Source organism: Aquimarina sp. RZ0 (genome assembly GCF_008370685.1).
In the GTDB taxonomy this organism is placed as follows: domain Bacteria; phylum Bacteroidota; class Bacteroidia; order Flavobacteriales; family Flavobacteriaceae; genus Aquimarina.
The window spans coordinates 1-24,732 of sequence record NZ_VTZU01000064.1 but is presented as its reverse complement, the minus strand read 5'-3'; the positions used below and the strand labels follow the sequence as shown (position 1 = coordinate 24,732).

The window sequence follows — 24,732 nt, the reverse complement described above, 5'->3', positions numbered from 1 at the left end:
ATAAAAATAGAATGGGCCATCCTATAAAGTATGACCCACCACCATAGTCCTTTTTTTCAGGAATAACTTTAAAATAAGTTATGAAGTATCTATAAGATTTTTATACGTGTAATGCTCTGTTATCTGTAGCTGCTAATGCGGCTTCTTTTATGGCTTCAGTAAATGTAGGGTGTGCGTGTGACATTCTGCTAATATCTTCTGCAGATGCTCTAAACTCCATGGCTGTAACTGCTTCTGCTATCAGATCCGCACAACGCGCTCCAATCATATGAACACCTAACACTTCGTCTGTTGCCTCGTCTGCAAGAATCTTTACAAAACCATCTAAATCTGTACTGGCACGTGCTCTTCCTAATGCTCTAAACGGAAATTGCCCGGATTTATACTTTACTCCGCTTTCTTTTAATTCTTCTTCTGTTTTACCAACTGCTGCAACTTCTGGCCAGGTATATACTACTCCCGGGATTAAATTATAATCAATGTGGGGTTTTTGTCCTGATATCGTCTCTGCAACAAAAGTTCCTTCTTCTTCTGCTTTATGAGCCAGCATCGCTCCTTTTATTACATCACCAATAGCATATATATTAGCCACAGAGGTTTGCAAATGATCGTTTACCTCTACCTGCCCTCTATCGGTAAGTTTTACTCCGGCAGCTTCTGCCTGTAACCCATCAGTATATGGTCTGCGCCCTACAGATACCAGACAATAATCTCCTGTAAACTCTACTGGGTTTCCTTTCTTATCATCTGCCGTAATTACCACTTCATTTTTTGCAGTACTTACACCAGTAACTTTATGAGAAGTATAAAATTTCACGCCTTGTTTTTTCAGCACTTTTTGTAATTCTCTCGATAACGCTTTATCCATTCCCGGAATAATCCTGTCCATATATTCTACCACAGAAACTTCTGACCCTAATCTTCGGTATACCTGTCCTAATTCCAATCCTATAACACCACCACCGATAATAACGAGATGTTTAGGAATTTCTTTTAGCTTTAATGCTTCGGTAGAAGTGATTACCCGTTTCTTATCTATAGAAATAAAGGGCAATGTAGACGGTTTGGAACCGGTAGCTATTATCGCATTCTTTGCTTCTATCGTTTCTGTTTCACCATCAGTTTTGGTTATATTGATGTGAGTTGCGTCTTTAAATGATCCGAGGCCTTCAAAAACATCAATTTTATTTTTTTTCATCAAAAAGCTAACTCCATCACAGGTCTGATCTACTACTGTTTGTTTACGAGCGATCATTTTTTCCAGATTGATTTTTACATCTCCGGGAATTTCGATTCCATGATCCGTAAAATGCTTCACTGCATGTTCATAGTGGTGAGAAGAGTCTAATAAGGCCTTACTGGGAATACAGCCTACATTAAGACAAGTTCCTCCAAGGGTTGAATATTTTTCGATTATTGCTGTTTTCATACCCAGTTGTGCGCAGCGGATAGCTGCAACATATCCACCAGGTCCAGAGCCGATGACGGCTACATCATATGTACTCATAAGAGATTTTTATATTGAAGTATTATAACTATATCATTTTTCTAAAAAAATCCCTTGTCTCCAAGGGATTAACAAATGTACAAATGTTTTGCTGGATACTAAAAGGATGATCTTGTCAAATTTTTATTAAAAAAGCAATATTAGTACTAATTAAAAAGTTATACATTTAGTCCTTTAATGTGTATTCATGAAAAAAATGATTTTTAAAAATGACTACACTATTAAATACACACTAAAAATTGAAGCAAAACAATGCGTTATTTATCTACTTTTCTATTACTTGCCATTATCATTTTATGGAGTTCTTGTCGTAATGATTTTGAATCTGATCCTAGTGTTGGTAATTTAGAATTCTCAACAGATACTTTATTTCTAGATACTGTTTTTACCAATATTGGTTCCAGCACCTATAGTTTTAAGGTTTACAACAGAACTAATGATGATTTTACAATACCTGGTATCGCATTAGAAAGAGGTAGCAGTTCTAGTTATCGTCTCAATGTTGATGGAATTCCCGGGCAATCTTTTCAGGATATACAAATATTAGCAAAAGATAGTATTTTTATTTTTGTAGAAACCACAACCGATATAGTAGAGCAAACGGGTGATACCGAATTTCTGTATACAGATAGAATTCTTTTTGACCCCTCTGGAAATCAGCAAGATGTAGATTTAGTAACACTGGTCAAAGACGCAGTATTCCTGTTTCCTTCCAGAGATGATATGACAGGAGAGGTAGAAACGTTACTTCTGGGTGTTGATGACAATATGGAGGAGGTCAGGATAGAAGGCTTCTTTCTGGAAGGTGATGAACTTAATTTTACCAACGAAAAACCTTATGTCATTTACGGATTTGCAGCTATTCCTACTGGAGAAACATTGACCATCGATGCTGGAGCAAGAATACATTTTCACGAAGGATCTGGAATTATTGCTTCTGATAATGCTACACTACTGGTGAATGGTGAATTAAGTACAGATCCCGAAGCTATGGAAAACGAAGTGATCTTCGAAAGTGATCGTCTGGAACCTGGATTTAGTGATGTTCCCGGACAATGGGGTTTTATATGGCTTACTGCTGGTAGTACAGGTCATGTAATTAATCATGCTACTATCAAAAATGGAACCGTAGGTGTACTAATGGACTCTAATGATGGCGGTGCTGACCCTACACTAACGATTACAAATACACAGATATACAATAACTCAGTGTATGGAATATTGGCAAGAACAGCCAATATTTTGGGAGAAAATCTGGTGATAAACAACTCTGGTATTTCATCTTTATATTGTTCTTTTGGCGGTACTTACAATTTTAACCATTGTACTTTTGCGAATTACTGGAATGCCAGTTTTAGAGATTCCCCAAGTGTTCTTATAGATAACCTATTCCCTGTTACAGATGAAAATGGTATGGTAACAGAGATTCTTGTAACAGATCTAATTGCTGCCAATTTTACGAATTGTATTATTTATGGTAATGAGAACTTAGAATTGGGGATCAACCGGGTAGAAGGCACTGTTTTTAATTATAACTTTAAAAATAACCTCATACGCTTTAACGACTTTAACGAAGAGTTTATTGATAATCCTTTGTATGATTTTGATAATACAACTTTATTCGAAAATGTTATTTTTAATGAAGATCCTGATTTTAAAGATACCTCTGAAAGCTTATTAAATATAGGAGAAGATTCTGCTGCAAACGGACAGGCATCTACTCCGACTTCTGGTACAGATATTCTGGGAACTACGAGGGATGCTACCGCTCCGGATATAGGTGCATATGAAAGTGTTATGTTTGAAGAAGAGGAAGACAATTAAGTATGAGTTATTTATCTTTATATGGTAAATAAGTCTCGGGGCAAGCCCATGAGGTAGTTTATTGTATAAGAGCTTGTTTAAAAACCTTACTTCCTGAAAACAAATATTTTAAGAACCGTGAACTTACTTCAAATAATTAAAATATCTCGATATTCTCATCATTTGAAGTGTACTCAGAACCTCAAACTATTGATTTTCAATTTGTATTCTTTTTAAACATACTCTAAAGATATTTAGATTATCAAGTAAAAAGGCATCAAAAATGAAAACTATTGTATCCAAAAATAGAGAATTGCTTATATTAAGTTCTAGCTCTATACTTAGTACGCTATTTCTGTTTTTTATAGATGAAGGAAATTATAATTTTAATTGGATTACTGAGCCTCTGGTATGGTTGATATTTCTTATGTATGCCGTTCCTATATTTTTGGGTCAGTTATTTATTTCTAAAGTCATATTAAAAAAATATAATGGTACTGGTATTATCATTGCCAGTATTCTGGTTGGTACTACAGTCGGAATAGCATTTACAACTGGTATAGTATTTAGTGGGTTTCTAAAATAGTTTGTAGTGGCTTTATTTTGTTAATAAAATTTCTGCTTCGAGATCTATATCTGGCCAAACCATATTTTCATGAAATTCTCCACAAACAGTTTCTAACTGATTATAGGCTTCATCCCATTCAAAAAAGCTCATATCATCAATAGTACCTGTTAATTTCAGAATATCTTCTTCAATAATGACATCAAATATTACTTCTTGTTCTATCCCATTCATTTCAAAACTAATCACAGCGATATCTTGTGTATAACTAGATACTTTACCTTTAATTTGGGAAGTAAAAAAAGGAAAGAATTGAGTTCCTACATTCATTGTTCTTACTCCTTCCAGTCCATCAATATTTACAGAGGCGGTATTAATTCTAATTTCTGCATCTTTTAGGATATCAATTGGTTCTTCATACTCCTGATTAAGCACATATTGAATATCCTCAAAAGTACCACTGACTCCACCTCTTTCTTCAAATATTGCATACTTATAGGCTGTCCAGGTTAACTTAAATGGTAAAACAACTGGTTCTGATCCGTTATTGAGAACATCAAAAAACTCTTGAAAAATCAGCTTTTCCCCTTCTGTAAGTTGTGGCGACTCATCAGGAGGCATTACGATATTAGATACAGCATTAATCCTCTCTAACATTTGACCGATAGATGACTTTGTCTTATCAAAAGTATCGTACCTGTTAGATCCTTCTAAATGATAGCTATGACAGCTGATACACTTTGATTCTATTACAGATTTAAGCTCTGTTTCATAAACTATGTTAGCTTCAACATCATTCGTTGGAAACAAATTATCTGCACTCTCAGAAATACAACTTATGGCAGTAAAAAAAAGTACCAGAATTACAGAAATATATTTCAATTTATTACATAACATCTTACCATACTAATTTCATTAAACATCTCATCAAAACCACTATATATGCCTTTAACTTTTAACCGCTGTCCTTCTTTGAGTTTTTCTGTTTGGCTATTCAGTTCACATTTAATGGTATTATCTAAAATTACAATAGTATTTTCTACTCCTTTTTCTATTGTAGTAATTATTCCAGATATTTCAATGATCATCCCCACTAACTCATTAGAAAATCTTGTTTTATCTGTCGTATACGTATCCATTAGTTTTTGAGCGGTCATCTTCATTTCTGATTCTGTTTCTAAAATATCTATATGAGGTTTATTATATAAACAGATTCCATACACTGCTGCAGAAAGAATTAAAAGACTAAAACTCATACCAAAAACCACTTTATTTTTCATCTTTTATATTATTTATAATTTGCTCTAACATTCACTACTATCTCTGGAGATATTTTATCCTTCATCAATGCAGGAACTGCTACTTTATAATCTTCTAATTTTAGTTTAAATACTGATGTAAAAACAATAGACTGATCTGACTTTACAACAATATCTGCAGTTACTTTTATGGGTTTGGTAACACCATGAAATTCCATGATACCATCTAATTCTACATCCGAATGTTTCTTAGGAGATTTTAGATCAATATCATCTATGATAACTCCTTTAAATTTTGCAGAAGGGTATTTATCAGAGTGTACATATTTTTCATTAAAATGTTCCTGCATCAAAGCTTTATCAAATTTAAAAGACCTGAGTAACACATTAAAAGCAACAGTTTTTTCGTGTAATAGAAAGATACTTGCCGCTTGCGAATTTTTAGCATAAATATCTTCTATGGAGGTTTTGGATTCAAAAGTAACTTCTCCTACTCTTGTCACCTTTTTTTCTTGAGATTGCATTACACTTACCAGGAGTAATACAAATATTAAAATTTGTGTTTTCATATTATGAAGTTTTTGAGTTTATATTGAAGTTTCTATATATTAAAAGTTCTTAGGAGACTAAAACCAAAATTGATATCTCTGTTAAAAAAGTCACCATTTTGGTTAATCGAAAACTTACCAGGGTGTAGCGCAAATGCATTCGTAAAAAAAAGTTGAAATACATGACCTCCGGTTTCTATATCTAATCCTATAGTCAATGCATCCTTAGCGCGATTATGCGAATCAAATGTAGGTATTGTATAATAATATTCCAGGTTTACTGAAACTGATCCTGAGAACAAATATCTCCCTCCCAGCCCTATAGAATAAATATCATTAGGTTCTGTGACAACATCTGTCAAATTTCGATGAACCCAAATAGGTGCAACTTGCAGAGAAATATGATCTCCCATTTTCCTGCTAATCAAAAATTGGTTTATATAATCCAACCTGCCTTCAAAATTTCTATCTCGTTCTTCTGGCGCAAAATTTCTAGATTTATAATCGATTCCTCCAAAATATGATACCGAAAAAGGAAATGGTTTTTCTCCTGTCTTCTGCCTTAACAAAGTTAATTTTAAAGATCCTGAGTACGTTTTATCTGGTTTATTAGATCTGGCAAGGCCTAGCTGAATAAAATCGGTAAGTCCATATTCAAAACTTACATGCATATTATTAAGGTTATCCAAACCAAAAAAATTACTTATCCCTCGTATTTTACTAAATACATGAGACACTCTAAAATGCAATTGTCCTGATCGTACTCTTTCTGTAGATTGGCCTAGCATCAGCCTTGTAGATTTAAAAGTTGCGATAACTTCGCTATTATCTTTTATTGTGAGATCATCTAATTCTTTGAACAAATCTTCTTCTTGAGAAAACATGCATAAAGGCGCTAATACTAGAATAGTTAAAATAAATTTCACCTGGTTTGAGAGTTTGTGTTATAGTCTAATTAATGCTTGTTATAACCTAGGTTAATAATTCTTAATCAAGATAAACCAACCTCGAACCCTTAAATGTTAGCTATCTGACATTTAAGGGTTAATTTACCTTAAGAAACAAGCCTAACATGTTAAAGTATTATAAAAAACACTATTATTTATGTTTTTTAATTAATAATGAAATAGTCGTTTCATTAATTCAATACAATAATGACATCCAACCAATACTCCTTTCTGGTGTTTTTTACCTCCAGTATAGAAAGTCAAAAAATTACCTTTTTTGTAAAAAGTATAACCAATATTTTTTTCTAAAGAAAGGCTAGCAGAAGGTATTAATAGAGATAAGCCTGAACAAGTATTACACCTATTTTATATACTAAAAACGTATCTTGACTTTTTTTATTTCCTGAAAATACAATTCATCCATATTTCGATACTTGCATTACCCATAAATATTGAAGTTATTAACACTTTTTTGATCTGGCAAAAAATAGTTGTTTTTTGATCAATTGGAGTATTTTTTTCATTCCATAACAGCGCGACGAAGTAAGAAAAAGCCGAAAACTAAGTCAAAAAGAAAATTTTTATAGTGAATTGAAAAAAAGTTTAAATCACTTCATTGCTATGAATTCAAAAAAAATTCATTTAGTCAAATTTTAATACAATTTCGATTAAAAATAAAAAGTCAAGAGCTTTTCTTGTGCTCTCTTTTATTATTTTTTGGTTCCGAGAAGGTATAATATAACACCAGGTCCAGATTTTACCTTACCTATTTCCCAATCAAATTTATCTTTATGGTCTAGACTTTCTACCAGCTCATTCATTTCTTTAATTGAATATGTACGAAGAGAGGAAATTATTCCATCCCACCATACAAATAAAGGAACAATTGGAATAAGATAGGTAAAAATGATTCTACCTATCTTAAACGGACGAATAAATGGCGTTGTTAGAAATACACTGAGTGGTGAAAAAAACATAGCTAGTAAGCTTGGAACGCTTCGCTCTTGAGCTTCAAAAATCCCTATAGAAGTATTCGAGCGTATTGCATTCTGTAAAATTTGCGTAGCATCTACAGGTTTAAAATGATGTAAGGATAAAAATTGTGTTCTAAATCCTTTTAGGTGTTCCGGAACCTCTCTGGCATCTACCGATTTCTCGGTGAATTCAAAATTATCAGATTGATTTTTTGTATATTCAAAAGCAGGAATATTTGGATAAAAATCTGTTAATATTATTTTTAGGTCAGGAATTCTTTTTTTTAATTCACTATTCAGCCATATCAATCCTCCTCCTCCTCCCGATCCTAAGTCTACAATTTGAGTAGTATTACTTTTTTTGAGCCCTTTTTCGAGCATTGGGATGACTGGTTTATACAATATTGTTTTATTTGATAAAAATTGTAAGAAATCTGTTCCATAATTTCTTAAGAACACTGGAAACCATTTTTGATCTTCAAACTCAAATACATGTATTCTGGCCATAACTGTTTTATTTAAAAAAAAATCCTCTTCTGATTATTTATGGTAATCTTTTATAAAAGAATTTATCGGAATAATACCTTCTGGTTTTAAAATTACCCTTTAAAATTTGGTCTTTTTCCTTAAGTTTCAGAATAAAAAGAACTCATAACCACGCTACACCTATTTTTTTCTTCACTAAAATAAAAAACAGAATTGGCATAAAATAACAAAATCACCATCAGATATAAAGTTATGCCAGTTCTTAGATGAAATTACCGTAAACTGAATCCAATTATTTTTTAATCCAGACGAGAAAGAAAATTCATAGATAACAGCACTCGATATTTTTTTATTTTGAAGTGTGAAACACAAAGAAATGACTCTAGGAGGTAATTTCTCAGTTGAGAATTGAATTATTCGTATAAAAAAAACGAAGCCTTTGGCTATAAACAACAGGCTTTGTTTTTTTTCCTTATTATCGGTTCTTGTATGGTGCGTTTACATCCCGAAGGGTTTGTATACATTATACAAATTTTTATGTGTTTTTTGTTGCTATGATAAAATTTCTTGTACTGTAATATTCATCACTCATTTCCCAATTTACAGATTTTAGTGCATCTAATCCCTCTGACCATGTTCTGTTATTTTTCAAAGCTTCATAAACAGTTTCACTATTTCCAACGTTGCTATAAAATGTTCTAATACGATTTATAACTAAAAAATTCGTGTAAACCAATTATATTTATCGGTTATATTCGTCCTTTTGATTGCAATTGCAATTTCATCGAATGTGTTTTCGGGGATTCTTGGTTCAATTCCATTGCCTCTGCGATTACCAAATGGTCCTATGTAAATTGAGTAACTAGAGTTATTAATATTCCAAGATTCTTTTTAGACTTGCTGAGGGCCGTGCTTTTCCCAAAATGCAGATAACATTACATGCAATGAATTTCGAGAGAAATTTTCATAAGCATCATTCAGTTTTCCCTTACCTGAAGGGAATCCGGCAAAGCATTCTTCTAATATTGTTCCCTTCTCAATAAAAACTTCAATTTGAAGAAGACCACATACTTGTTTATCATTGGGATACCAAGTAGAACGAATTGCAGGAAGTTTTGAATACGGTATTATCCATTCATTTTCCTCAGAAAACTCCATATTGTGGGCTTCGAATATTTTTTTTAGTATCTCGTTAGGAGAATCTTTTTGTAATGCTTCTGCATTATTTAAAAGACATGGTAGCATAAAAACGTGTTGCGCTTTCTTGAGCCGTAACGCAGGTTGTGATAGCAAATGCTACTAAAAGAGTGTTGAGTTTGTTCATTTTTAAATAGTTATTGATAGTTACCTATATTTTTATAGTTTCTCAGTAAAGTGGTGTGTTACTTTTTTAAGGTAAAGTAACGAAATAAGCTTCCTAAATTGTTAAATAGGTTTTTAAAAATAAATCCGAAAACCAGAAATATCAGAAATTAAAAGTGTGATTTATTGTATTGAACAAAGTTTAAACCACTTCATAAAACATTTTCAAGATCTTCTAATCGTTTTATCATTTTTTTTCGATGTAAACATGTATTTTGAGTTGTATTTTAGCAGTACCTTTACCTTTATAAATTATTTATTATAACAGGTCTATTATCTTATGCTGCCATATGTTTTTCAATCAGAGCGACTCGGTTTTCGTAACTGGACAATGAATGATTTAGACAATTTATTTGCTATTAATTGTGACAATACCGTTATGGAATTCTTCCCTTTTAAACCATCAAGAGAAGATACTAAAAACTTTATAACCCGCATGCAGCAGCAGTATGCAGAACTTGGGTTTTGTTACTTTGCTGTGGACATTCTGGAAACTAATGAGTTTATCGGTTTTATAGGACTTTCTCAACAAAATTATCTCGAAGAGTTTGATAGTTTTATAGATATTGGCTGGAGGTTAAAAAAAAGTATCTGGAATAATGGATATGCTACCGAAGGTGCAAAAGCGTGCTTGAATTTTGGATTCCAAACTATTGGTTTACAAACTATTTATTCTATTGCCCCAGAGATTAATCTAAAATCAGAACTCATTATGAAAAAAATCGGAATGACTAGGGTTACAACCTTTGAACATCCCAAACTAACCGATTATAAAGATTTAGTATCTTGTGTATTATACCAGAAAAAGAAATGATATGAAACTATATATATATGTTTTAAGCATTGCTATATCTTGTGTTCAAAAAAACTATGCACAAGACAACTCATTACATCAGAAGATCAATCAGGATATGTATACAAATTTCTCGAAAGCCTATAAAACTTTAGATTATGAGCTTTTCTCATCTATTCATAGTAAAAAAATGATACGAGTTTCGGGCAACGGAGGTGAAATCAAAAAGTCAAAAACATACCTGAAAGAATATCAAAAAAGATGGAGTGTAGCTACAAAAAAGGCTGCTCTTATTGATTTTAGGCTGTTTGAAAGAATTACTTCGGATTCTCTTGTCTCTGATAGAGGTATTTATAGAGTTACTTATAATGATAACACAGATCAAGTAACATATTCTTACGGGCAGTTTCATGTGGTTTTACAACTAGAAGATGGTTATTGGAAACTACTTATAGACTATGATTCTAATGAAAATAAGACGATAAACAAGCAACGATATGATCAGGCTTTTCCTCTTTTGGATTATAAAAAATATTGGAAGCAAAATAAATAATTAATATGAGCTGGATAAAGGAAATATCTTATGAGGATGCAATAGGGCGACTCAAGAAAATTTATGATCGGGTAAAAGGGCCTAATAATGTTATAGATAATGTACTTTCTGTTCATAGTCTTAGGCCACATACACTCATCGGACATATGGGACTTTATAAAAACGTATTGCATAACTCTAATAATACATTACCAAAATGGTACCTGGAGACATTGGGTGTTTATGTAAGTCACCTTAACCAATGTAGCTATTGTGTAGATCATCACACTGCTGGATTAAAGAGGCTATTAAAAGATGATGTTAAATTTTTAAAAATTATAGATTGTCTTTCTTTGGATGAATGGGATTCAATCTTTGAGAGCCAATACCTTGAGGGATTACGATATGCCAAAAAATTAACGCTATCACACCAAACTATTACAAAAGAAGATATCCATCAATTGCGAAATACAGGATTAAAAGATGGTGAAATCTTAGAAATCAACCAAGTTGTAAGCTACTTTAATTATGTAAACAGAACCGTTGTTGGACTTGGAGTCAATACAATTGGAGATATTATCGGACTCTCACCTAATGATAGTAATGATCCTGATAACTGGGGACATTCTTGATGTTGACTATCAAGTTTCATCTACAATGATACCCTAACAATCCCCGATTTTTGGGGTAAGCCCACGATTTATTTATTGAAAAAAAAGCATTTCGATTTCGAGGCAAACCTCTGAACATTTAAATCTCGATTATCGAGTCAAAATATAGTATATCCAAGCATCACAGAAACTGCTTTGTAACCAAATTTATCTATTTGAAAAGTTTCCTGAGGTACGCTCCTTTCTGTTTGATACCTAACTTCAATTACATAACGCTTGTACTTATATCCAAAGCCAAATAAAAAATTTGTTCCTGTACGAAACTCTCGTTCACTTCCTGAATCAATTACGAGTGTAGAACCTAAATTAATATCGTAAGAAAAACCGGCATTCAGAAAGAGTTTTGAATTATCATTTAAAAACATAAAATACCTAACTCCTAAAGGTATTTCTATTGATCTGTAGTCCACAGAGGATTCTACTTCTATTTCATTTAGTAGCGTTACAGGTCTAATAAACCTGGTTTCTTTTTTATTAAAAGTCTGAAACGTAGGTTCTATAAAAAATGCCCATTTATTTTTAAAAAATGGAATCGTACTTTCTATATCGATCCCTAATCTATATCCCAAACCATCCAGAGTAGATGATGAATTTTCGAAAAAACCTTGTGAGGCAGCTTCTACGGTAACAAAATTAATCCCAGGTCTTACAGCAAGACTAAATAGTTTCTTTTTCTCTTTCTTGTCTATAATTGTATTTGATGCAGTACTGGTACTGGTACCTGTACATTGATTATAGCTCTTAAAAAGAGTGACTAAATCTTCTTTTTTATAATCAGCATTTTCTATATTTTTATCTGCCTTATTATCAGTGCATTGAAGTTCGTTATACAACTGTTGTCTGTACCCATTATTTCTTCCAATTTTATTATCAATATTTAAGAACGCCTTATACACTAATAATTGTATATCACCATCATCTTTTTTATAAAAAAAGCGTTCATAACGTTCTTGTCTATATTGATATAATATAGCTTTACCATCAATCAAAACCTCTAGAAATACAGTCTTTTCTTTTCGATCTAATCTACCATCGGTATCTAAATCACTTACTTTATCACTAGAAGTATCAATGTTTACCGTTCTTTTAATATATTTTGATCCATTGTCAAAACCAAACGCTTTGACCTGATGTATGCTTTTTTCTTCTGTTCTAGCTTCTTCTGAAGATTTATAACTAAATTTTACAGGACTCAATCTCCATCCTTCATTTTTAATAAGACAATCTATTTTTTGATCTGTATTATCTATATAATATCCTTTTTCAAATTTAACTTGTGAATATCCAGAAAAAGTTGAAATGAATATGATAATAATGGATATTAATACATACTGTTTTTTCATAATATTTTTAATTTAAAGACATTTTTGAAATACAAGAATATACTTACAATTAATTAAAAAGAATTTAATTATAATACAGTCTACATACTTTAAAAAAGCAAATTATAGCTACAGTTTCATTCTTTTCTATGCTGTATTTAATCTTGTTTTCGTAATTCTTATGTTCTCTAAAACGATTCATTAACTATAATTATACTATCATGTAGTGTCTTGAAAAAAGAAAATGTTACCCATTTAGTTGTGATTTATCTAAAAATCTACTAAAATGGATAACATTTTTATAAAAAACACTTAATAAACTAATCTGCTATTATGCAATAAATAATGGTTTATCTGCCATCATTGCATTAACATCATTAGCTATATTGTGCAACTCTTCTTCATTTTCTATATTGATAATCACTCGATCTATCAAGGCTACGATATCAAGCATATCATTTTCTTTTAAACCACGAGTAGTTACTGCTGCAACACCAATACGAATACCAGAAGTTACAAATGGTGATTTATCATCAAAGGGAACCATATTTTTATTCACTGTGATTTCTGCAACTCCCAATGCTTCTTCTGCCTGCTTACCAGTTACTCCTTTACTACGCAAATCTATTAGCATCATATGATTATCCGTCCCTTCAGAAATGACTTTGTACCCTTTTTTAACAAAAGCTTCTGCCATGGTAGCGGCATTTTTCTTTACCTGAACGATATAATGCAGGAACGCATCGGATAATGCTTCTTTAAATGCAATTGCTTTGGCCGCAATAATATGTTCTAACGGGCCTCCTTGATTTCCTGGAAATACAGCACTGTCTAATAATGAAGACATCATACGCTTCTTTCCACTCTTTAAGGTAATACCAAATGGGTTTTCAAAATCTTCACCCATAAGAATTAATCCTCCTCGTGGTCCTCGTAATGTTTTATGAGTAGTGGTCGTGACTACGTGACAATATGGTATTGGATCCGCTATTACTCCTTTAGCAATTAAGCCGGCAGGATGTGCAATATCTGCCAGTAAAATAGCTCTTACACTATCTGCGATTTCTCTAAATCTTTTATAATCAATCTCTCTGGAGTAGGCTGATGCACCGGCAATAATCAATTGTGGCTTCTCTTTTGTAGCAATTTCCTGAATCTTATCATAATTTAATCTACCTGTTTCTTTTTCTACCCCATAAAAAACAGGATTATATAATTTTCCAGAAAAATTAACAGGAGACCCGTGAGTTAAATGCCCTCCATGAGAAAGATCAAATCCTAAAATTTTATCACCAGGCTTAAGGCAGGCATGATAAACCGCTGTATTCGCCTGTGATCCAGAGTGAGGCTGTACATTAGCATATGCAGCTCCAAACAACTCTTTTGCACGATCTATGGCAATCTGTTCTACAATATCTACTACAGAACAACCTCCATAATATCTTTTTCCAGGATATCCCTCTGCGTATTTATTCGTTAATACAGAACCAGCAGCTTCCATTACTTGTTCACTCACAAAATTTTCTGAAGCAATCAATTCTAATCCGTTAATCTGGCGCTCTTTTTCGTCTTGAATTAAATCAAAAATCTGTTCGTCGCGTTGCATATTATATAATTTATAAAATAGATGCCCAAAAGTATAAACATTCCGCAAAATAAGTTAATAGAATACTAATAAATATCAACATTTTCTTCACAATTAAAAATATCATATTTTTTAAGTAACTTTCACATAAATAAAATACCTTAACTGCTCGAAAATTATATATTTGATCGAGCAAATGACCAACAACGTATTAAACAGACAATAATGCCCATTACAGCAAACAACCCTAATAGAAAAACCTGGATAAAAATTCCTAAAAATACTGATTTCCCTATCCAAAACATACCTTTTGGCGTCTTCTTAACGAGAGATGATATTATTACGATAGGTACTAGAATTGGCGATACAGCTATAGATCTTGGAGCACTCCACCAGCTTGGCTATTTTGATAACATCCCCTTAACCGATGATATTTTTCTGCAAGATTCTTTGAATGATTTTATCTCTGATGGTAAAAAGACCTGGAGATTGGTAAGAAATCGTATTGCTGAAATTTTTGATACTGAAAATGATTCTTTAAAAAATAATCCTGAGCATAGAAAAATTGTTTTATTTACTTTGGATGAAATCGAAATGCAACTCCCTGTTAATGTAGGAGATTACACAGATTTCTACAGCAGTATAGAGCATGCCACTAATGTAGGTTCCATGTTTAGAGATCCAGAAAATGCATTACTTCCTAATTGGTTACATATTCCGGTAGGGTATCATGGCCGCAGTAGTTCTATTATCCCTTCGGGGATTCCTGTGCATCGTCCACAAGGACAAAAACTAATTAATGGCACAGAAAAACCTATTTTTGGACCTTCCAGACTGGTAGATTTTGAATTAGAAATGGCTTTTATTACAACGGATGCTAATCACTTGGGAGAACCTATTCCTATAGAAGAAGCTGAAGATTATATTTTTGGACTTGTACTATTCAATGATTGGAGTGCCAGAGATATTCAGAAATGGGAATACGTGCCTTTAGGGCCTTTTTTAGCTAAGAATTTCGCATCTTCTATCTCTCCCTGGATTGTGACTTTGGATGCGTTGGAGCCGTATCGAGTTGCAGGACCTAAACCTTTAAAAGAACAACTTCCGTATCTGCAATATACCGGGAAAAAGAGTTTTGATATTACTCTAGAAGTTGCCATACAGCCAGAAAAAGCAAAGGAAACTATCGTTTCTAAGAGTAACTTTAGATATATGTACTGGAATATGGCTCAGCAACTTGCACATCACACCATCAATGGTTGTCCTGTAAATTCTGGAGATATGATGGGGAGTGGAACTATTTCCGGGCCAACACCTGATTCTTATGGCTCTATGCTGGAATTAAGCTGGAAAGGAGAAAAACCTGTGCAATTAGATGAAGGCGGTAGCCGTAAGTTTATTGAAGATAATGATACTGTGATCATCAGAGGTCATTGCGAAAAAAATGGAGTTAGAATAGGTTTCGGAGAAGTATCCTCTAAATTACTACCTGTTTTTAAAAAATAACACCTAATATTTAGAGTATGTTTAAAAAGAATACAAATTGAAAATCAATAGTTTGAGGTTCTGAGTACACTTCTAATTATGAGTATATCGAGATATTTACATTAATTTGAAGTAAGCTCACGGTTCTTAAAATATTTGTTTTCAAGAAGTAAGGTTTTTAAACAAGCTCTTATACAGAAAACCTCGAATAATCACATTCGAGGTTTTTTTATTATCTTTTGGCATCAAACTTGAATGAGTATCCCCAAAAGAATCAAATTATGAAAAGATATCTACTTCTACTATCTGTTTTTTTATTCTCTTGCAGCAGTGTAAAAAAAACTGAAAAAGCACTTAACACTGGTAACTATGACGGAGCTATTAATATAGCCATTGCCAAACTGAGAACTAATAAGGACAAAAAAGGAAAGCAACCCTATATCCTAATGCTGGAAGAAGCATATGCAAAAGTTGTAGAACGTGATGTAAGTGCTATAACATTTCTAGAAAAAGAAGGGAACCCAGCAAATTTAGAACGCATATACAACACCTATAAAACCCTTAAAAACAGACAAGAGCGCATTACCCCCTTACTACCTCTTTACCTTGCTGAACAGGGGCGTAATGCTAATTTTTCTATGATCAATTATGATCAGAAAATCATAATTACAAAAGACAAATTATCTTCATATTTATATAAAAATGCTGTATCATTATTATCCAAATCTGCAAGAAAATCAGAGTATAGACAGGTATATGAAGATCTAGTCTACTTAAACAAAATAAGCCCTAATTATAAAAATTCAAACGAACTGATCAAAGAAGCTCATTATAAGGGGACCGATTTTATCAGAGTAACTCTTAAGAATAAAACAAATGTTATCATTCCACAAAGGTTAGAAAAAGATTTACTGAATTTTAGTACCTATGGATTAGATGATTTATGGACTATTTATCATAATAAACCTCAACCATCCATAGAGTATGATTATGCCATGGAAGTGGCATTCAGAGAAATAAACATCTCTCCGGAACGAATTAAAGAAAAGCAATTAGAAAAGGAAAAACTAATCAAAGATGGTTGGGAATATTTATTAGATGATAATGACGAATATGTTCTTGATGAAGATGGTAAGAAGATTAAAGTAGATAAAATGATCAAAGTGCGTTGTGAATATTATGAATTCACACAATTTAAAGCTACAAATGTAATAGGAAATGTGCAATATAAGGATCTCAGAACTGGTCAATTGCTCGATGCTTTTCCACTATCTAGTGAATTTGTTTTTGAACATGTGTATGCCAATTATAATGGAGATAAAAGAGCTCTCGATAATTATTTAATTGAGTTTTTAGGAGCGCAAGCCGTACCTTTTCCTACAAATGAACAAATGGTATATGATTCTGGAGAAGATTTGAAGAATAAGCTTAAAAACATTATAACTCGCTATCGTTTTAGATAAACCATTCTAAAATGATAGCTATACTACACAAACATTCCACGAGATACCTATTCGGACTATATCTAATTATATCAACCTGATTTTCAATAATTAGTGTAGAGGATTAAAAACGTCTGATTTCGACACAAAATTCTTATCAGAATTTCACTCAATCTGACACGCTTGGAATTAATGAAAATCAGGTTATTACACCCGTTATTAGATAAAATCACTGTTAAACTGAATCAAACTATTTTTTAATTCAGACAGGAAAGAAAATTTATAGATGGTAGCGCTATCAATGCTTTTTATTTCGAAGTGCGAAACAAAAGAAATGATTTTAGCAAGTAATATTAAAAATTGCATAAAAAAACCTAACTTTAACCAGGATCCTTTTATCAATTATTTGAATAAAAAAGTAATTATAAATTTGGAAGTGTTTCTTACTTCCTTATATATAATACACTTCAACTTGACTACAAATTTAAAGCATTAATTATGAGCATTCACAAGGATAAAACAAAAGGAAACAACCGCCAATCAATTTCTACTTCTCTTTCTAAAGAGCAAAGTGTTTACAACAATACGCTTCAATTTGTTGATAATCGCCAGGAAGGATCAAATCAAAAAAAGACATCAGAAATGATTAGCAGTAGTATCAAATCCAAACAAGCAGCTCATTTACAATCTACGATACATCATAGTCCCGTATTACAAAAAAAAATCAATAAGACAGGATTACCTGATGAACTAAAAACTGGAATCGAAAATCTATCCGGATACTCTATGGATGATGTAAAAGTACATTATAACTCTGCCAGTCCTGCTCAATTACAGGCAAAGGCGTATGCTCAGGGAACTAACATTCACCTGGCTCCAGGGCAGGAAAAACATCTGCCGCACGAAACCTGGCATGTTGTACAACAAAAGCAAGGAAGGGTAAAACCTACTTTACAAATGAAAAAAGGAGTAAATATTAACGACGATAAAGGTTTAGAAAAAGAAGCCGATGTTATGGGAGCAAAAGCTATGTGGTCTCAAAATATAACTACTGTAAAAAATACTACTGCGGTTGGCACATCAAGTTCAGAAAAAGATACTCCTATCCAGCGTACAATGCTTATGTCCAGCGAAGCTACAACGGTAGCTCCAATAACGAGAGCAAACTTATTGAAATGGCTTATGAAAACATCCTCGCCCAAAGTGAAAGCTCTTTTGAATAGTCCTCACGTAACTTTTCGTATTCGGTTTGATAATACAATTGGAGGTGATGGAAGTACTAATATCAGACTACAATACACTGATAAAAATGCTGTACGCCAAGGTTCTCTTGATTTACTAGATGCAGCTTCTATAGCAACGATCAATAGTCTTGAGTATCCATTACAGGACTATACATTTTTTATCACTACCTCTGTAAAAACCGGAGGTCGGCTTCAGGGATCTCCTCCAGCTGCTGCCAATGCTGTGACTACCTGGCAAGGAATATTAGTACACGAAATAGAAGCACATACCGGTCTTGCTACTAAAGCTATGGAAAACCTGAATAAAATGGAAACACTAGCTAAAGCTTCTATCCCTAGTTTAAAGGAAAAAATTACAGGTTCTATGAGCATCAGAACTGATGATGCAGAACATAAAAACCTCGCTGCAGGAAATGCGGTGCTGGCACAAGCTCAGGAAAATACAGTCTTAAAAGCTGCAACCCATAATGATCAGGTTAATATATTAATCGATATTGTAACAGATAGAGTTAAGCACATCGATTGGTTTATCACGAATGCCAGTGACAAAAAACTTGCACTGAGGAGTGCCAAATCATTTTTAACAAAGACTGCCAATAAAATCAGTGACCTCACGGTTAATGACAATACTCGTATCAACGCACTCAAAGGTTGGATTGATGCTAAAATCGTATAATATAATAAAGTTCTCTTTGTTATTGTCAAACAAACTGGTGCAGAACCTGTGGTGTTATAGCGCTATGAGAAGAATGATGTACTACCTGCCCATTTTTTATAACTATAAATTGAGGAGATTCATGGTACACCTGAAACTTTGCAGAAATCTCTGAAGAAATATCTCTATGGTTTAACAGATCTAAATAGTATAAATCAATATCTTCTTCGGTAAGGTCAAAACCACTTTCAAAATTTCTAATGACCATTCGACTAATCCCACATCGTGTAGAATGCTTAAAAATAGCTTGCGTCTTAGTTCTTGATGCTTTATTAATTGCAGATAACTGATCAATTGATTTTAACTCTTGCCACGGTAAAGCCTGTTTTTCTTCCTTAGGCTCTTTATTTTCTGATCCAAATATTTTATTAAATATTCCCATAAACTCTAATTTCTAGATATAAAAGTCGGATAAAAATAATAAAAATTACAGCTATAACTAATAATAAGTCTATCGATTAACTAATCTTTTGTTATTAAACTCATCGTGTGTTCACAATACGAGATACTAAAATAATAGCATATCAAATGACCTCGATTGTTTTTCCTATGCTTAAACCAGCCTTCTTATTTAGCTTATAATCATAAGGAAACCACCTAGGGATAAGTCCACAAGACATTTATTGAAAAAAAATATTTTGATTTCGAAGGCTAGCCTCGGAGCATTTAAATCTCGATTATCGAGTAAAACATATGACATCAATCGAGATTCTTCTTTCCAAAGGTAAAAAACAAGGAAAGTAAACATCCTATTTCATTATGAATTATTAAGGGTTGTAAACCAAATATACGTTTTTAGAATATGCTTACTTGTAAGGATTGGAGTGTAGAAAAGTTAAAGGTTAAAAATTTTGACGTATTTTATTCCAGAAGAAATATTGAGATCAAGTATTTTTGAAGGCTTCTTAATCAATTTAGATATAATACAACCTCACCATTACAACTAGGAATATATCCATTTTTTTGGAATAATTCCAATTTACATGCATTTTTTGATTAGTTTTGTATTTCCTGAACAGGGAAGGGAAATACAAATGAAGAAATCAATTTTACATCTAGATTTAGACACCTTTTTCGTGTCTGTAGAACGCATACTCAATACTGAACTGCGACGAAAACCAGTACTAGTAGGAGGCACTGGAAGTCGTGGCGTAGTAGCGGCTTGCAGTTATGAAACCCGGCAATTTGGTATCCATTCAGGGATGTCTATGAAAATGGCTAGACAGTTATGTCCTGAAGCCATTTGTATCCGTGGTAATTCAGGAACCTACATGAAATATTCCAATGCGATAACTGACATTATCAAGGAAGAAGTACCTCTTTTTGAGAAAACTAGTATTGATGAGTTTTATGCGGATTTAACCGGAATGGATCGCTTTTTTGGCTGTTATAAATTTTCAAAGGAATTACGACAACGAGTAATTAAAGAAACAGGCTTACCTATCTCTTTTGGGTTATCTCAAAATAAGGTAGTTTCTAAAGTAGCTACCGGAGAAGCCAAACCTAACAATCAGCTCAAAATCGATTATGGATTTGAAAAAAGCTTCCTTGCACCACTAGCTATCCGTAAAATTCCAATGGTTGGCAAAATATCTGCACAAACTTTAAGAAATCTAGGAGTGCATTCCATAAAATTATTGCAGGAAATGCCCGTTGAAATGGTTATTTCTGTTTTAGGAAAAAACGGAGAAACTATCTGGAAACGTGCTAATGGAATTGACAATTCATTAGTCATACCATATAATGAGCGTAAGTCAATTTCAACCGAAAGGACGTACAATAAAGATACTATTGATATCCAGAAATTAGAATCTACCATCATTGCAATGGTTGAAAATTTGGCGTTCCAACTCCGAATGGGAGATAAACTCACTTCTTGTGTTTCGGTAAAAATTCGATATTCTGATTTTAGTACCTATTCCAAACAAGCAAAAATTCCATACACAAGTGCGGATCACAAGATACTGCCCATGGTTCAGGAATTATTTAAAAAGTTGTATAAACGCAGAGTATTGATACGCCTGATAGGGGTCAAATTTTCTCATTTGGCTGGAGGTAATTATCAAATTAATTTATTTGATGACAACGAAAAGCAATTGAATTTGTATGCTGCATTAGATCACCTTAGAAAACGGTATGGAGCTGCGAGTGTAATGCGTGCATCTACTCTGGATGTGAAAACAGTAAGGGATAATAGAAATCCGTTCAATGGAGAACCACCAATTTTATTAGCTCACCGTAAACAGTAAGCAATGTATACCAATTGCCATACATATTATTCTTTACGATATGGAACATTTTCGGAGGTAGAACTTTTGGAAATGGCAAAAAAAAATGATATCACATATGTAGCATTAACGGATATCAATAGCACTACAGCTGTATTAAGTTTTTTACAGCTATCAGGAAACTATAAAATATATCCGATTATTGGAGTAGATTTCAGGAATGGTGTAGATCAGCAGTATGTCGTACTAGCAAAAAATAATATCGGATTTCAGACTATTAATACTTTTCTATCAGAGCATCTTCACTCCAAATCTGATTTTCCTGAAAAAGCACCAGAACTGGAAAATACATTTGTTATTTATCCATTTGAAAAAGTACTTGAATTGGAAAAAATAAAATTCAAAGCAAATGAGTTTATTGGGATTTCTGTAAAGGATTTGAATAAATTACCTTTTTCTGTGTACAAAGGCTATGTGGACAAACTAGTTATCCACCAGACTGTCACCTTCAGGAATCAATCAGACTATAACGCACATCGTTTATTAAGAGCTATTGATCTCAATATAGTATTGAGCAAATTACCCGAAAGCCAACAGGGAAATAAAACAGACCGAATGCATACAAAGGATGATTTGTTAACCAGATATGCGGATTATCCTTCTATGATTGAAAATACCAAACGTATACTTCAGCAATGTAAGGTTGACTTTTTCTTTAATGATGATCGAACTAACCAGAACCAAGATCGATATTTTAACACTAAAGAACAGGATTTTGACTACCTGAAAAAACTGTGCTATGACAAATTATATTCTCGTTATCCTGAAGCGCAACCAACAATCATAGAACGAGTAGAGAAAGAATTAGAAGCGATCAAAACAATGGATTTTGTATCGTATTTTCTAATCAACTATGACATTGTTCAGTATGCCATCTCCAAAGAGTATCCTTTTATCGGTCGAGGATCAGGTGCAAATAGCATCGTTGCATATATTATAGGTATTACCAACGTTGATCCTATAGACTTAGATTTATATTTCGAGCGTTTTATAAACATCTATAGATCCTCACCACCTGATTTTGATATTGATTTCTCCTGGAAAGATAGGAACGATGTGACGCGTTACATTTTTGAACGCTTCGAGCATACCGCGCTAATGGGAACCTATGTCACCTTTCAGTATAAAGCCGTGGTTAGAGAACTTGCCAAAGTATTTGGAGTTCCAAAAATAGAAGTTGATACTTTCTTAAAAGGCTATACTATTGATCCTAAGAATGACGAGTTTTTTAAGCTGATCCACAAATATGGAAAATTGATTCATGGGTTTCCAAATTACATCAGTATACATTCGGGTGGTATTATAATTACCAAAAAACCTATATACTACTACACAGCAACCATTCTGCCTCCAAAAGGTTTTCAGACCATTATGTTTGATATGAATATTGCAGAAAACCTTGGTATTTACAAATTTGATATTCTGGCACAACGTGGGTTATCAAAAATTAAAGATGCCATTACTATCATTAGAGAAAACCAACCTGAAGCTAGTATTGAAAATATTGACAATGTATATAAGTTTAAGTCTGATCCTGAAATTAACAATTTACTAAAGGTTGGAGATTGTATGGGAGTATTTTATGTAGAATCCCCTGCTATGAGAACCTTGATGACTAAACTACAAACGCAGGATTATTTGGGACTAGTTGCTGCCAGTTCTATTATACGACCGGGAGTGGCAAATGGAGGTATGAAAAATCAGTATATCCTTAGACATCGATACCCAGAAAAAAAGAAAGAAGCTCATCCTGTCTTGTTAGCAATTTTAGAAGATACCTATGGTGTTATGGTGTATCAGGAAGATGTACTGAAAGTAGCTCATAAATTTGCAGGATTATCCTTAGCTGAATCTGATATTTTAAGGAGAGGCATATCAGGTAAAAGTCGTTCTAAAGGAGAAGTTCTTAGAATCGCTCAAAAGTTTAAAACGAACTGTATACAGAAAGGGTATACTCCCGAAGACACAGAAAGTGTGTGGAATCAAATACAGGCTTTTGCAGGATATGCTTTTGCCAAAGGACATTCTGCTTCTTATGCAGTAGAAAGCTATCAAAGTCTGTATCTTAAAAAATATTTTCCATTGGAGTTTATGACGGCTGTCTTGAATAATGGGGGTGGATTTTACAATATTCCTACGTATATTAATGAGATAAAAAAATGCGGGGGTATTGTGGCGCCTCCTTGTATTAATACGAGTGATCATCCAAATCGTATTATCGGAAAAACCGTTTTTTTAGGATTTGGAATGATTCGGGATATAGAAACCAGAACTATTCAAAAGATATTGAATGAACGTCAATTATACGGAAGTTTCACGTCTTTTAGTGAATTTGTTGACCGAATTCATATTAGCTTAGAACAATTGATTTTATTAATTCGTCTTGATGCCTTTAGATTTACAACAATAGATAAACATCACTTAATGTGGGAAGCATATTTGCAATGTAAATCGTCTAAAACAACTCAAATACATCCTGTTCTTTTTAAACCGAAGAAGATAGACTATACACTTCCTGAAATCTCTAGTAATTTTGTTATTGATGCCTATGATCAGATAGAGTTATTAGGTTTTCCATTAGTTTCACAATTTCAATTACTATTAGAAGAACCTAGTAGCATGCTAAAGGCTAATACTCTTAAAAATTTTTCTGCTAAAAAAGTCATTATTTATGGAAATCTGATAACTGCTAAAAGGGTGAAAACGAATAAAAATCAAATGATGATATTCGGAACTTTATTAGATTCTGAAGGCGATATATTCGATGTTGTTCTCTTTCCAAAGGTAGCTTTAGAATACCCAATGAAAAGTAAAGGGATATATAAGATCCTTGGAAGCGTTATAGAAGAATTGGGATATTTTTATATTGTAGCAGATAAAGCCGAAAGACAAGCAATCGTTCCTGACCCTCGGTTTCATACACCTGAAAATTCGAACAAAAATATATGTTCATAATTTTTTTAAAATAATAATTAAATTGGGAAACAGCTTGTTCATTAAAATTTTACTGAGATAAGTCTACAGAACATTATTTTTACTATAATAATCTGTGATGAATGTGAAGCTGTGCAGTAATCCCACGTTTAATAATAATAATAAGTAGTAGTAGTAGTATGCTTGGTTTACAAAAAAATATTCAATAACTCGTAATTTTCTTTATCCTTCTTTCCCCCACTCTTCCCAATAGACTTTACTCAATAATCG

General features: G+C 32.9%; 21 protein-coding genes. 10 read left to right on the top strand and 11 right to left on the bottom strand.

All coding sequences use genetic code 11. The annotated features are described in order from the left end of the window. Positions 1–100 precede the first annotated feature (100 nt). Positions 101–1,507: a dihydrolipoyl dehydrogenase gene (gene lpdA, locus F0000_RS20610; RefSeq protein WP_149626615.1), complete on the bottom strand. Its 1,407-nt coding sequence runs from the start codon at positions 1,505–1,507 to the stop codon at positions 101–103. Between the two features lie 252 nt (positions 1,508–1,759). Between lpdA and F0000_RS20605 the strand changes: the two genes are divergently transcribed. After that, complete coding sequence (locus tag F0000_RS20605; protein ID WP_149626614.1) at positions 1,760–3,331, top strand: hypothetical protein; 1,572 nt, start codon at positions 1,760–1,762, stop codon at positions 3,329–3,331. A gap of 262 nt (positions 3,332–3,593) precedes the next feature. Further along, positions 3,594–3,896: a hypothetical protein gene (locus tag F0000_RS20600; protein ID WP_149626613.1), complete on the top strand. Its 303-nt coding sequence runs from the start codon at positions 3,594–3,596 to the stop codon at positions 3,894–3,896. Between the two features lie 12 nt (positions 3,897–3,908). Here the strand turns inward: F0000_RS20600 and F0000_RS20595 are convergent, their stop codons facing one another. From F0000_RS20595 to F0000_RS20570, 7 genes are all read right to left on the bottom strand, one after another. Continuing rightward, a complete protein-coding gene (locus F0000_RS20595) occupies positions 3,909–4,757 on the bottom strand; it encodes a hypothetical protein (protein ID WP_149626612.1) in 849 nt (282 codons plus the stop codon). After that, on the bottom strand, positions 4,754–5,155 hold the full coding sequence (locus tag F0000_RS20590) for a hypothetical protein (RefSeq protein WP_149626611.1): 402 nt from the start codon (positions 5,153–5,155) through the stop codon (positions 4,754–4,756). The genes F0000_RS20595 and F0000_RS20590 overlap by 4 nt, the downstream gene beginning before the upstream one ends. An 8-nt stretch (positions 5,156–5,163) precedes the next feature. Further along, positions 5,164–5,703, bottom strand: a complete 540-nt coding sequence (locus tag F0000_RS20585; protein ID WP_149626610.1) for a YceI family protein — start codon at positions 5,701–5,703, stop codon at positions 5,164–5,166. Positions 5,704–5,735: 32 nt separating this feature from the next. Continuing rightward, entirely contained in the window at positions 5,736–6,608 is an 873-nt protein-coding gene (locus tag F0000_RS20580) for a DUF5777 family beta-barrel protein (RefSeq protein WP_149626609.1), read from the bottom strand. A gap of 731 nt (positions 6,609–7,339) precedes the next feature. Then, complete coding sequence (locus F0000_RS20575) at positions 7,340–8,110, bottom strand: hypothetical protein (RefSeq protein ID WP_149626608.1); 771 nt, start codon at positions 8,108–8,110, stop codon at positions 7,340–7,342. Positions 8,111–8,624: 514 nt separating this feature from the next. Continuing rightward, on the bottom strand, positions 8,625–8,825 hold the full coding sequence (locus tag F0000_RS28640) for a DUF6348 family protein (protein ID WP_223148929.1): 201 nt from the start codon (positions 8,823–8,825) through the stop codon (positions 8,625–8,627). A gap of 155 nt (positions 8,826–8,980) precedes the next feature. Next, on the bottom strand, positions 8,981–9,334 hold the full coding sequence (locus F0000_RS20570) for a DUF6348 family protein (RefSeq protein ID WP_149626607.1): 354 nt from the start codon (positions 9,332–9,334) through the stop codon (positions 8,981–8,983). Between the two features lie 397 nt (positions 9,335–9,731). On the opposite strand from F0000_RS20570, the gene F0000_RS20565 reads away from it, so the two are divergent. From F0000_RS20565 to F0000_RS20555, 3 genes are read left to right on the top strand one after another with little or no spacing between them, the layout of a single operon-like run. Further along, positions 9,732–10,265, top strand: a complete 534-nt coding sequence (locus tag F0000_RS20565; protein ID WP_149626606.1) for a GNAT family N-acetyltransferase — start codon at positions 9,732–9,734, stop codon at positions 10,263–10,265. 1 nt (position 10,266) lies between these two features. After that, positions 10,267–10,797, top strand: coding sequence for a hypothetical protein (locus tag F0000_RS20560; RefSeq protein WP_149626605.1), 531 nt, complete (start codon positions 10,267–10,269; stop codon positions 10,795–10,797). A gap of 5 nt (positions 10,798–10,802) precedes the next feature. Further along, positions 10,803–11,408, top strand: a complete 606-nt coding sequence (locus tag F0000_RS20555; RefSeq protein ID WP_149626604.1) for a carboxymuconolactone decarboxylase family protein — start codon at positions 10,803–10,805, stop codon at positions 11,406–11,408. Positions 11,409–11,545: 137 nt separating this feature from the next. Here the strand turns inward: F0000_RS20555 and F0000_RS20550 are convergent, their stop codons facing one another. Next, the gene (locus F0000_RS20550) at positions 11,546–12,790 is read right to left on the bottom strand and encodes an outer membrane beta-barrel protein (RefSeq protein ID WP_149626603.1); all 1,245 of its coding nucleotides are present in this window, start codon (positions 12,788–12,790) and stop codon (positions 11,546–11,548) included. Positions 12,791–13,100: 310 nt separating this feature from the next. Then, a complete protein-coding gene (gene glyA / locus F0000_RS20545) occupies positions 13,101–14,375 on the bottom strand; it encodes a serine hydroxymethyltransferase (RefSeq protein ID WP_149626602.1) in 1,275 nt (424 codons plus the stop codon). A 204-nt stretch (positions 14,376–14,579) separates the two neighbouring features. Here glyA and fahA point away from each other — a divergent pair, with 204 nt between their 5' ends. The 3 genes from fahA (at position 14,580) to F0000_RS28140 (ending at position 19,201) form a co-directional block, all read left to right on the top strand. Further along, a complete protein-coding gene (fahA, locus tag F0000_RS20540; protein WP_149626601.1) occupies positions 14,580–15,860 on the top strand; it encodes a fumarylacetoacetase in 1,281 nt (426 codons plus the stop codon). Positions 15,861–16,120: 260 nt separating this feature from the next. After that, a complete protein-coding gene (locus F0000_RS20535; RefSeq protein WP_149626600.1) occupies positions 16,121–17,302 on the top strand; it encodes a hypothetical protein in 1,182 nt (393 codons plus the stop codon). Between the two features lie 477 nt (positions 17,303–17,779). Then, positions 17,780–19,201, top strand: coding sequence for a DUF4157 domain-containing protein (locus F0000_RS28140; protein ID WP_223148928.1), 1,422 nt, complete (start codon positions 17,780–17,782; stop codon positions 19,199–19,201). Between the two features lie 25 nt (positions 19,202–19,226). Here F0000_RS28140 and ytxJ read toward each other — a convergent pair whose 3' ends face one another. Beyond that, on the bottom strand, positions 19,227–19,622 hold the full coding sequence (gene ytxJ / locus F0000_RS20525; protein WP_149626599.1) for a bacillithiol system redox-active protein YtxJ: 396 nt from the start codon (positions 19,620–19,622) through the stop codon (positions 19,227–19,229). A gap of 652 nt (positions 19,623–20,274) precedes the next feature. Between ytxJ and dinB the strand changes: the two genes are divergently transcribed. Both dinB and dnaE read left to right on the top strand, forming a co-directional pair. Then, positions 20,275–21,489: a DNA polymerase IV gene (dinB, locus tag F0000_RS20520; protein ID WP_149626598.1), complete on the top strand. Its 1,215-nt coding sequence runs from the start codon at positions 20,275–20,277 to the stop codon at positions 21,487–21,489. Between the two features lie 3 nt (positions 21,490–21,492). Beyond that, complete coding sequence (dnaE, locus tag F0000_RS20515) at positions 21,493–24,483, top strand: DNA polymerase III subunit alpha (RefSeq protein ID WP_149626597.1); 2,991 nt, start codon at positions 21,493–21,495, stop codon at positions 24,481–24,483. Positions 24,484–24,732: the final 249 nt, after the last annotated feature.

Coding starts and splice junctions, on each gene's coding strand:
- lpdA (WP_149626615.1), bottom strand. CDS start 1,507: ATGAGTACATATGATGTAGCCGTCATCGGCTCTGGACCTGGTGGATAT.
- F0000_RS20605 (WP_149626614.1), top strand. CDS start 1,760: ATGCGTTATTTATCTACTTTTCTATTACTTGCCATTATCATTTTATGG.
- F0000_RS20600 (WP_149626613.1), top strand. CDS start 3,594: ATGAAAACTATTGTATCCAAAAATAGAGAATTGCTTATATTAAGTTCT.
- F0000_RS20590 (WP_149626611.1), bottom strand. CDS start 5,155: ATGAAAAATAAAGTGGTTTTTGGTATGAGTTTTAGTCTTTTAATTCTT.
- F0000_RS20585 (WP_149626610.1), bottom strand. CDS start 5,703: ATGAAAACACAAATTTTAATATTTGTATTACTCCTGGTAAGTGTAATG.
- F0000_RS20575 (WP_149626608.1), bottom strand. CDS start 8,110: ATGGCCAGAATACATGTATTTGAGTTTGAAGATCAAAAATGGTTTCCA.
- F0000_RS20570 (WP_149626607.1), bottom strand. CDS start 9,334: ATGCTACCATGTCTTTTAAATAATGCAGAAGCATTACAAAAAGATTCT.
- F0000_RS20565 (WP_149626606.1), top strand. CDS start 9,732: ATGCTGCCATATGTTTTTCAATCAGAGCGACTCGGTTTTCGTAACTGG.
- F0000_RS20560 (WP_149626605.1), top strand. CDS start 10,267: ATGAAACTATATATATATGTTTTAAGCATTGCTATATCTTGTGTTCAA.
- F0000_RS20555 (WP_149626604.1), top strand. CDS start 10,803: ATGAGCTGGATAAAGGAAATATCTTATGAGGATGCAATAGGGCGACTC.
- F0000_RS20550 (WP_149626603.1), bottom strand. CDS start 12,790: ATGAAAAAACAGTATGTATTAATATCCATTATTATCATATTCATTTCA.
- glyA (WP_149626602.1), bottom strand. CDS start 14,375: ATGCAACGCGACGAACAGATTTTTGATTTAATTCAAGACGAAAAAGAG.
- fahA (WP_149626601.1), top strand. CDS start 14,580: ATGCCCATTACAGCAAACAACCCTAATAGAAAAACCTGGATAAAAATT.
- F0000_RS20535 (WP_149626600.1), top strand. CDS start 16,121: ATGAAAAGATATCTACTTCTACTATCTGTTTTTTTATTCTCTTGCAGC.
- F0000_RS28140 (WP_223148928.1), top strand. CDS start 17,780: ATGAGCATTCACAAGGATAAAACAAAAGGAAACAACCGCCAATCAATT.
- ytxJ (WP_149626599.1), bottom strand. CDS start 19,622: ATGGGAATATTTAATAAAATATTTGGATCAGAAAATAAAGAGCCTAAG.
- dinB (WP_149626598.1), top strand. CDS start 20,275: ATGAAGAAATCAATTTTACATCTAGATTTAGACACCTTTTTCGTGTCT.
- dnaE (WP_149626597.1), top strand. CDS start 21,493: ATGTATACCAATTGCCATACATATTATTCTTTACGATATGGAACATTT.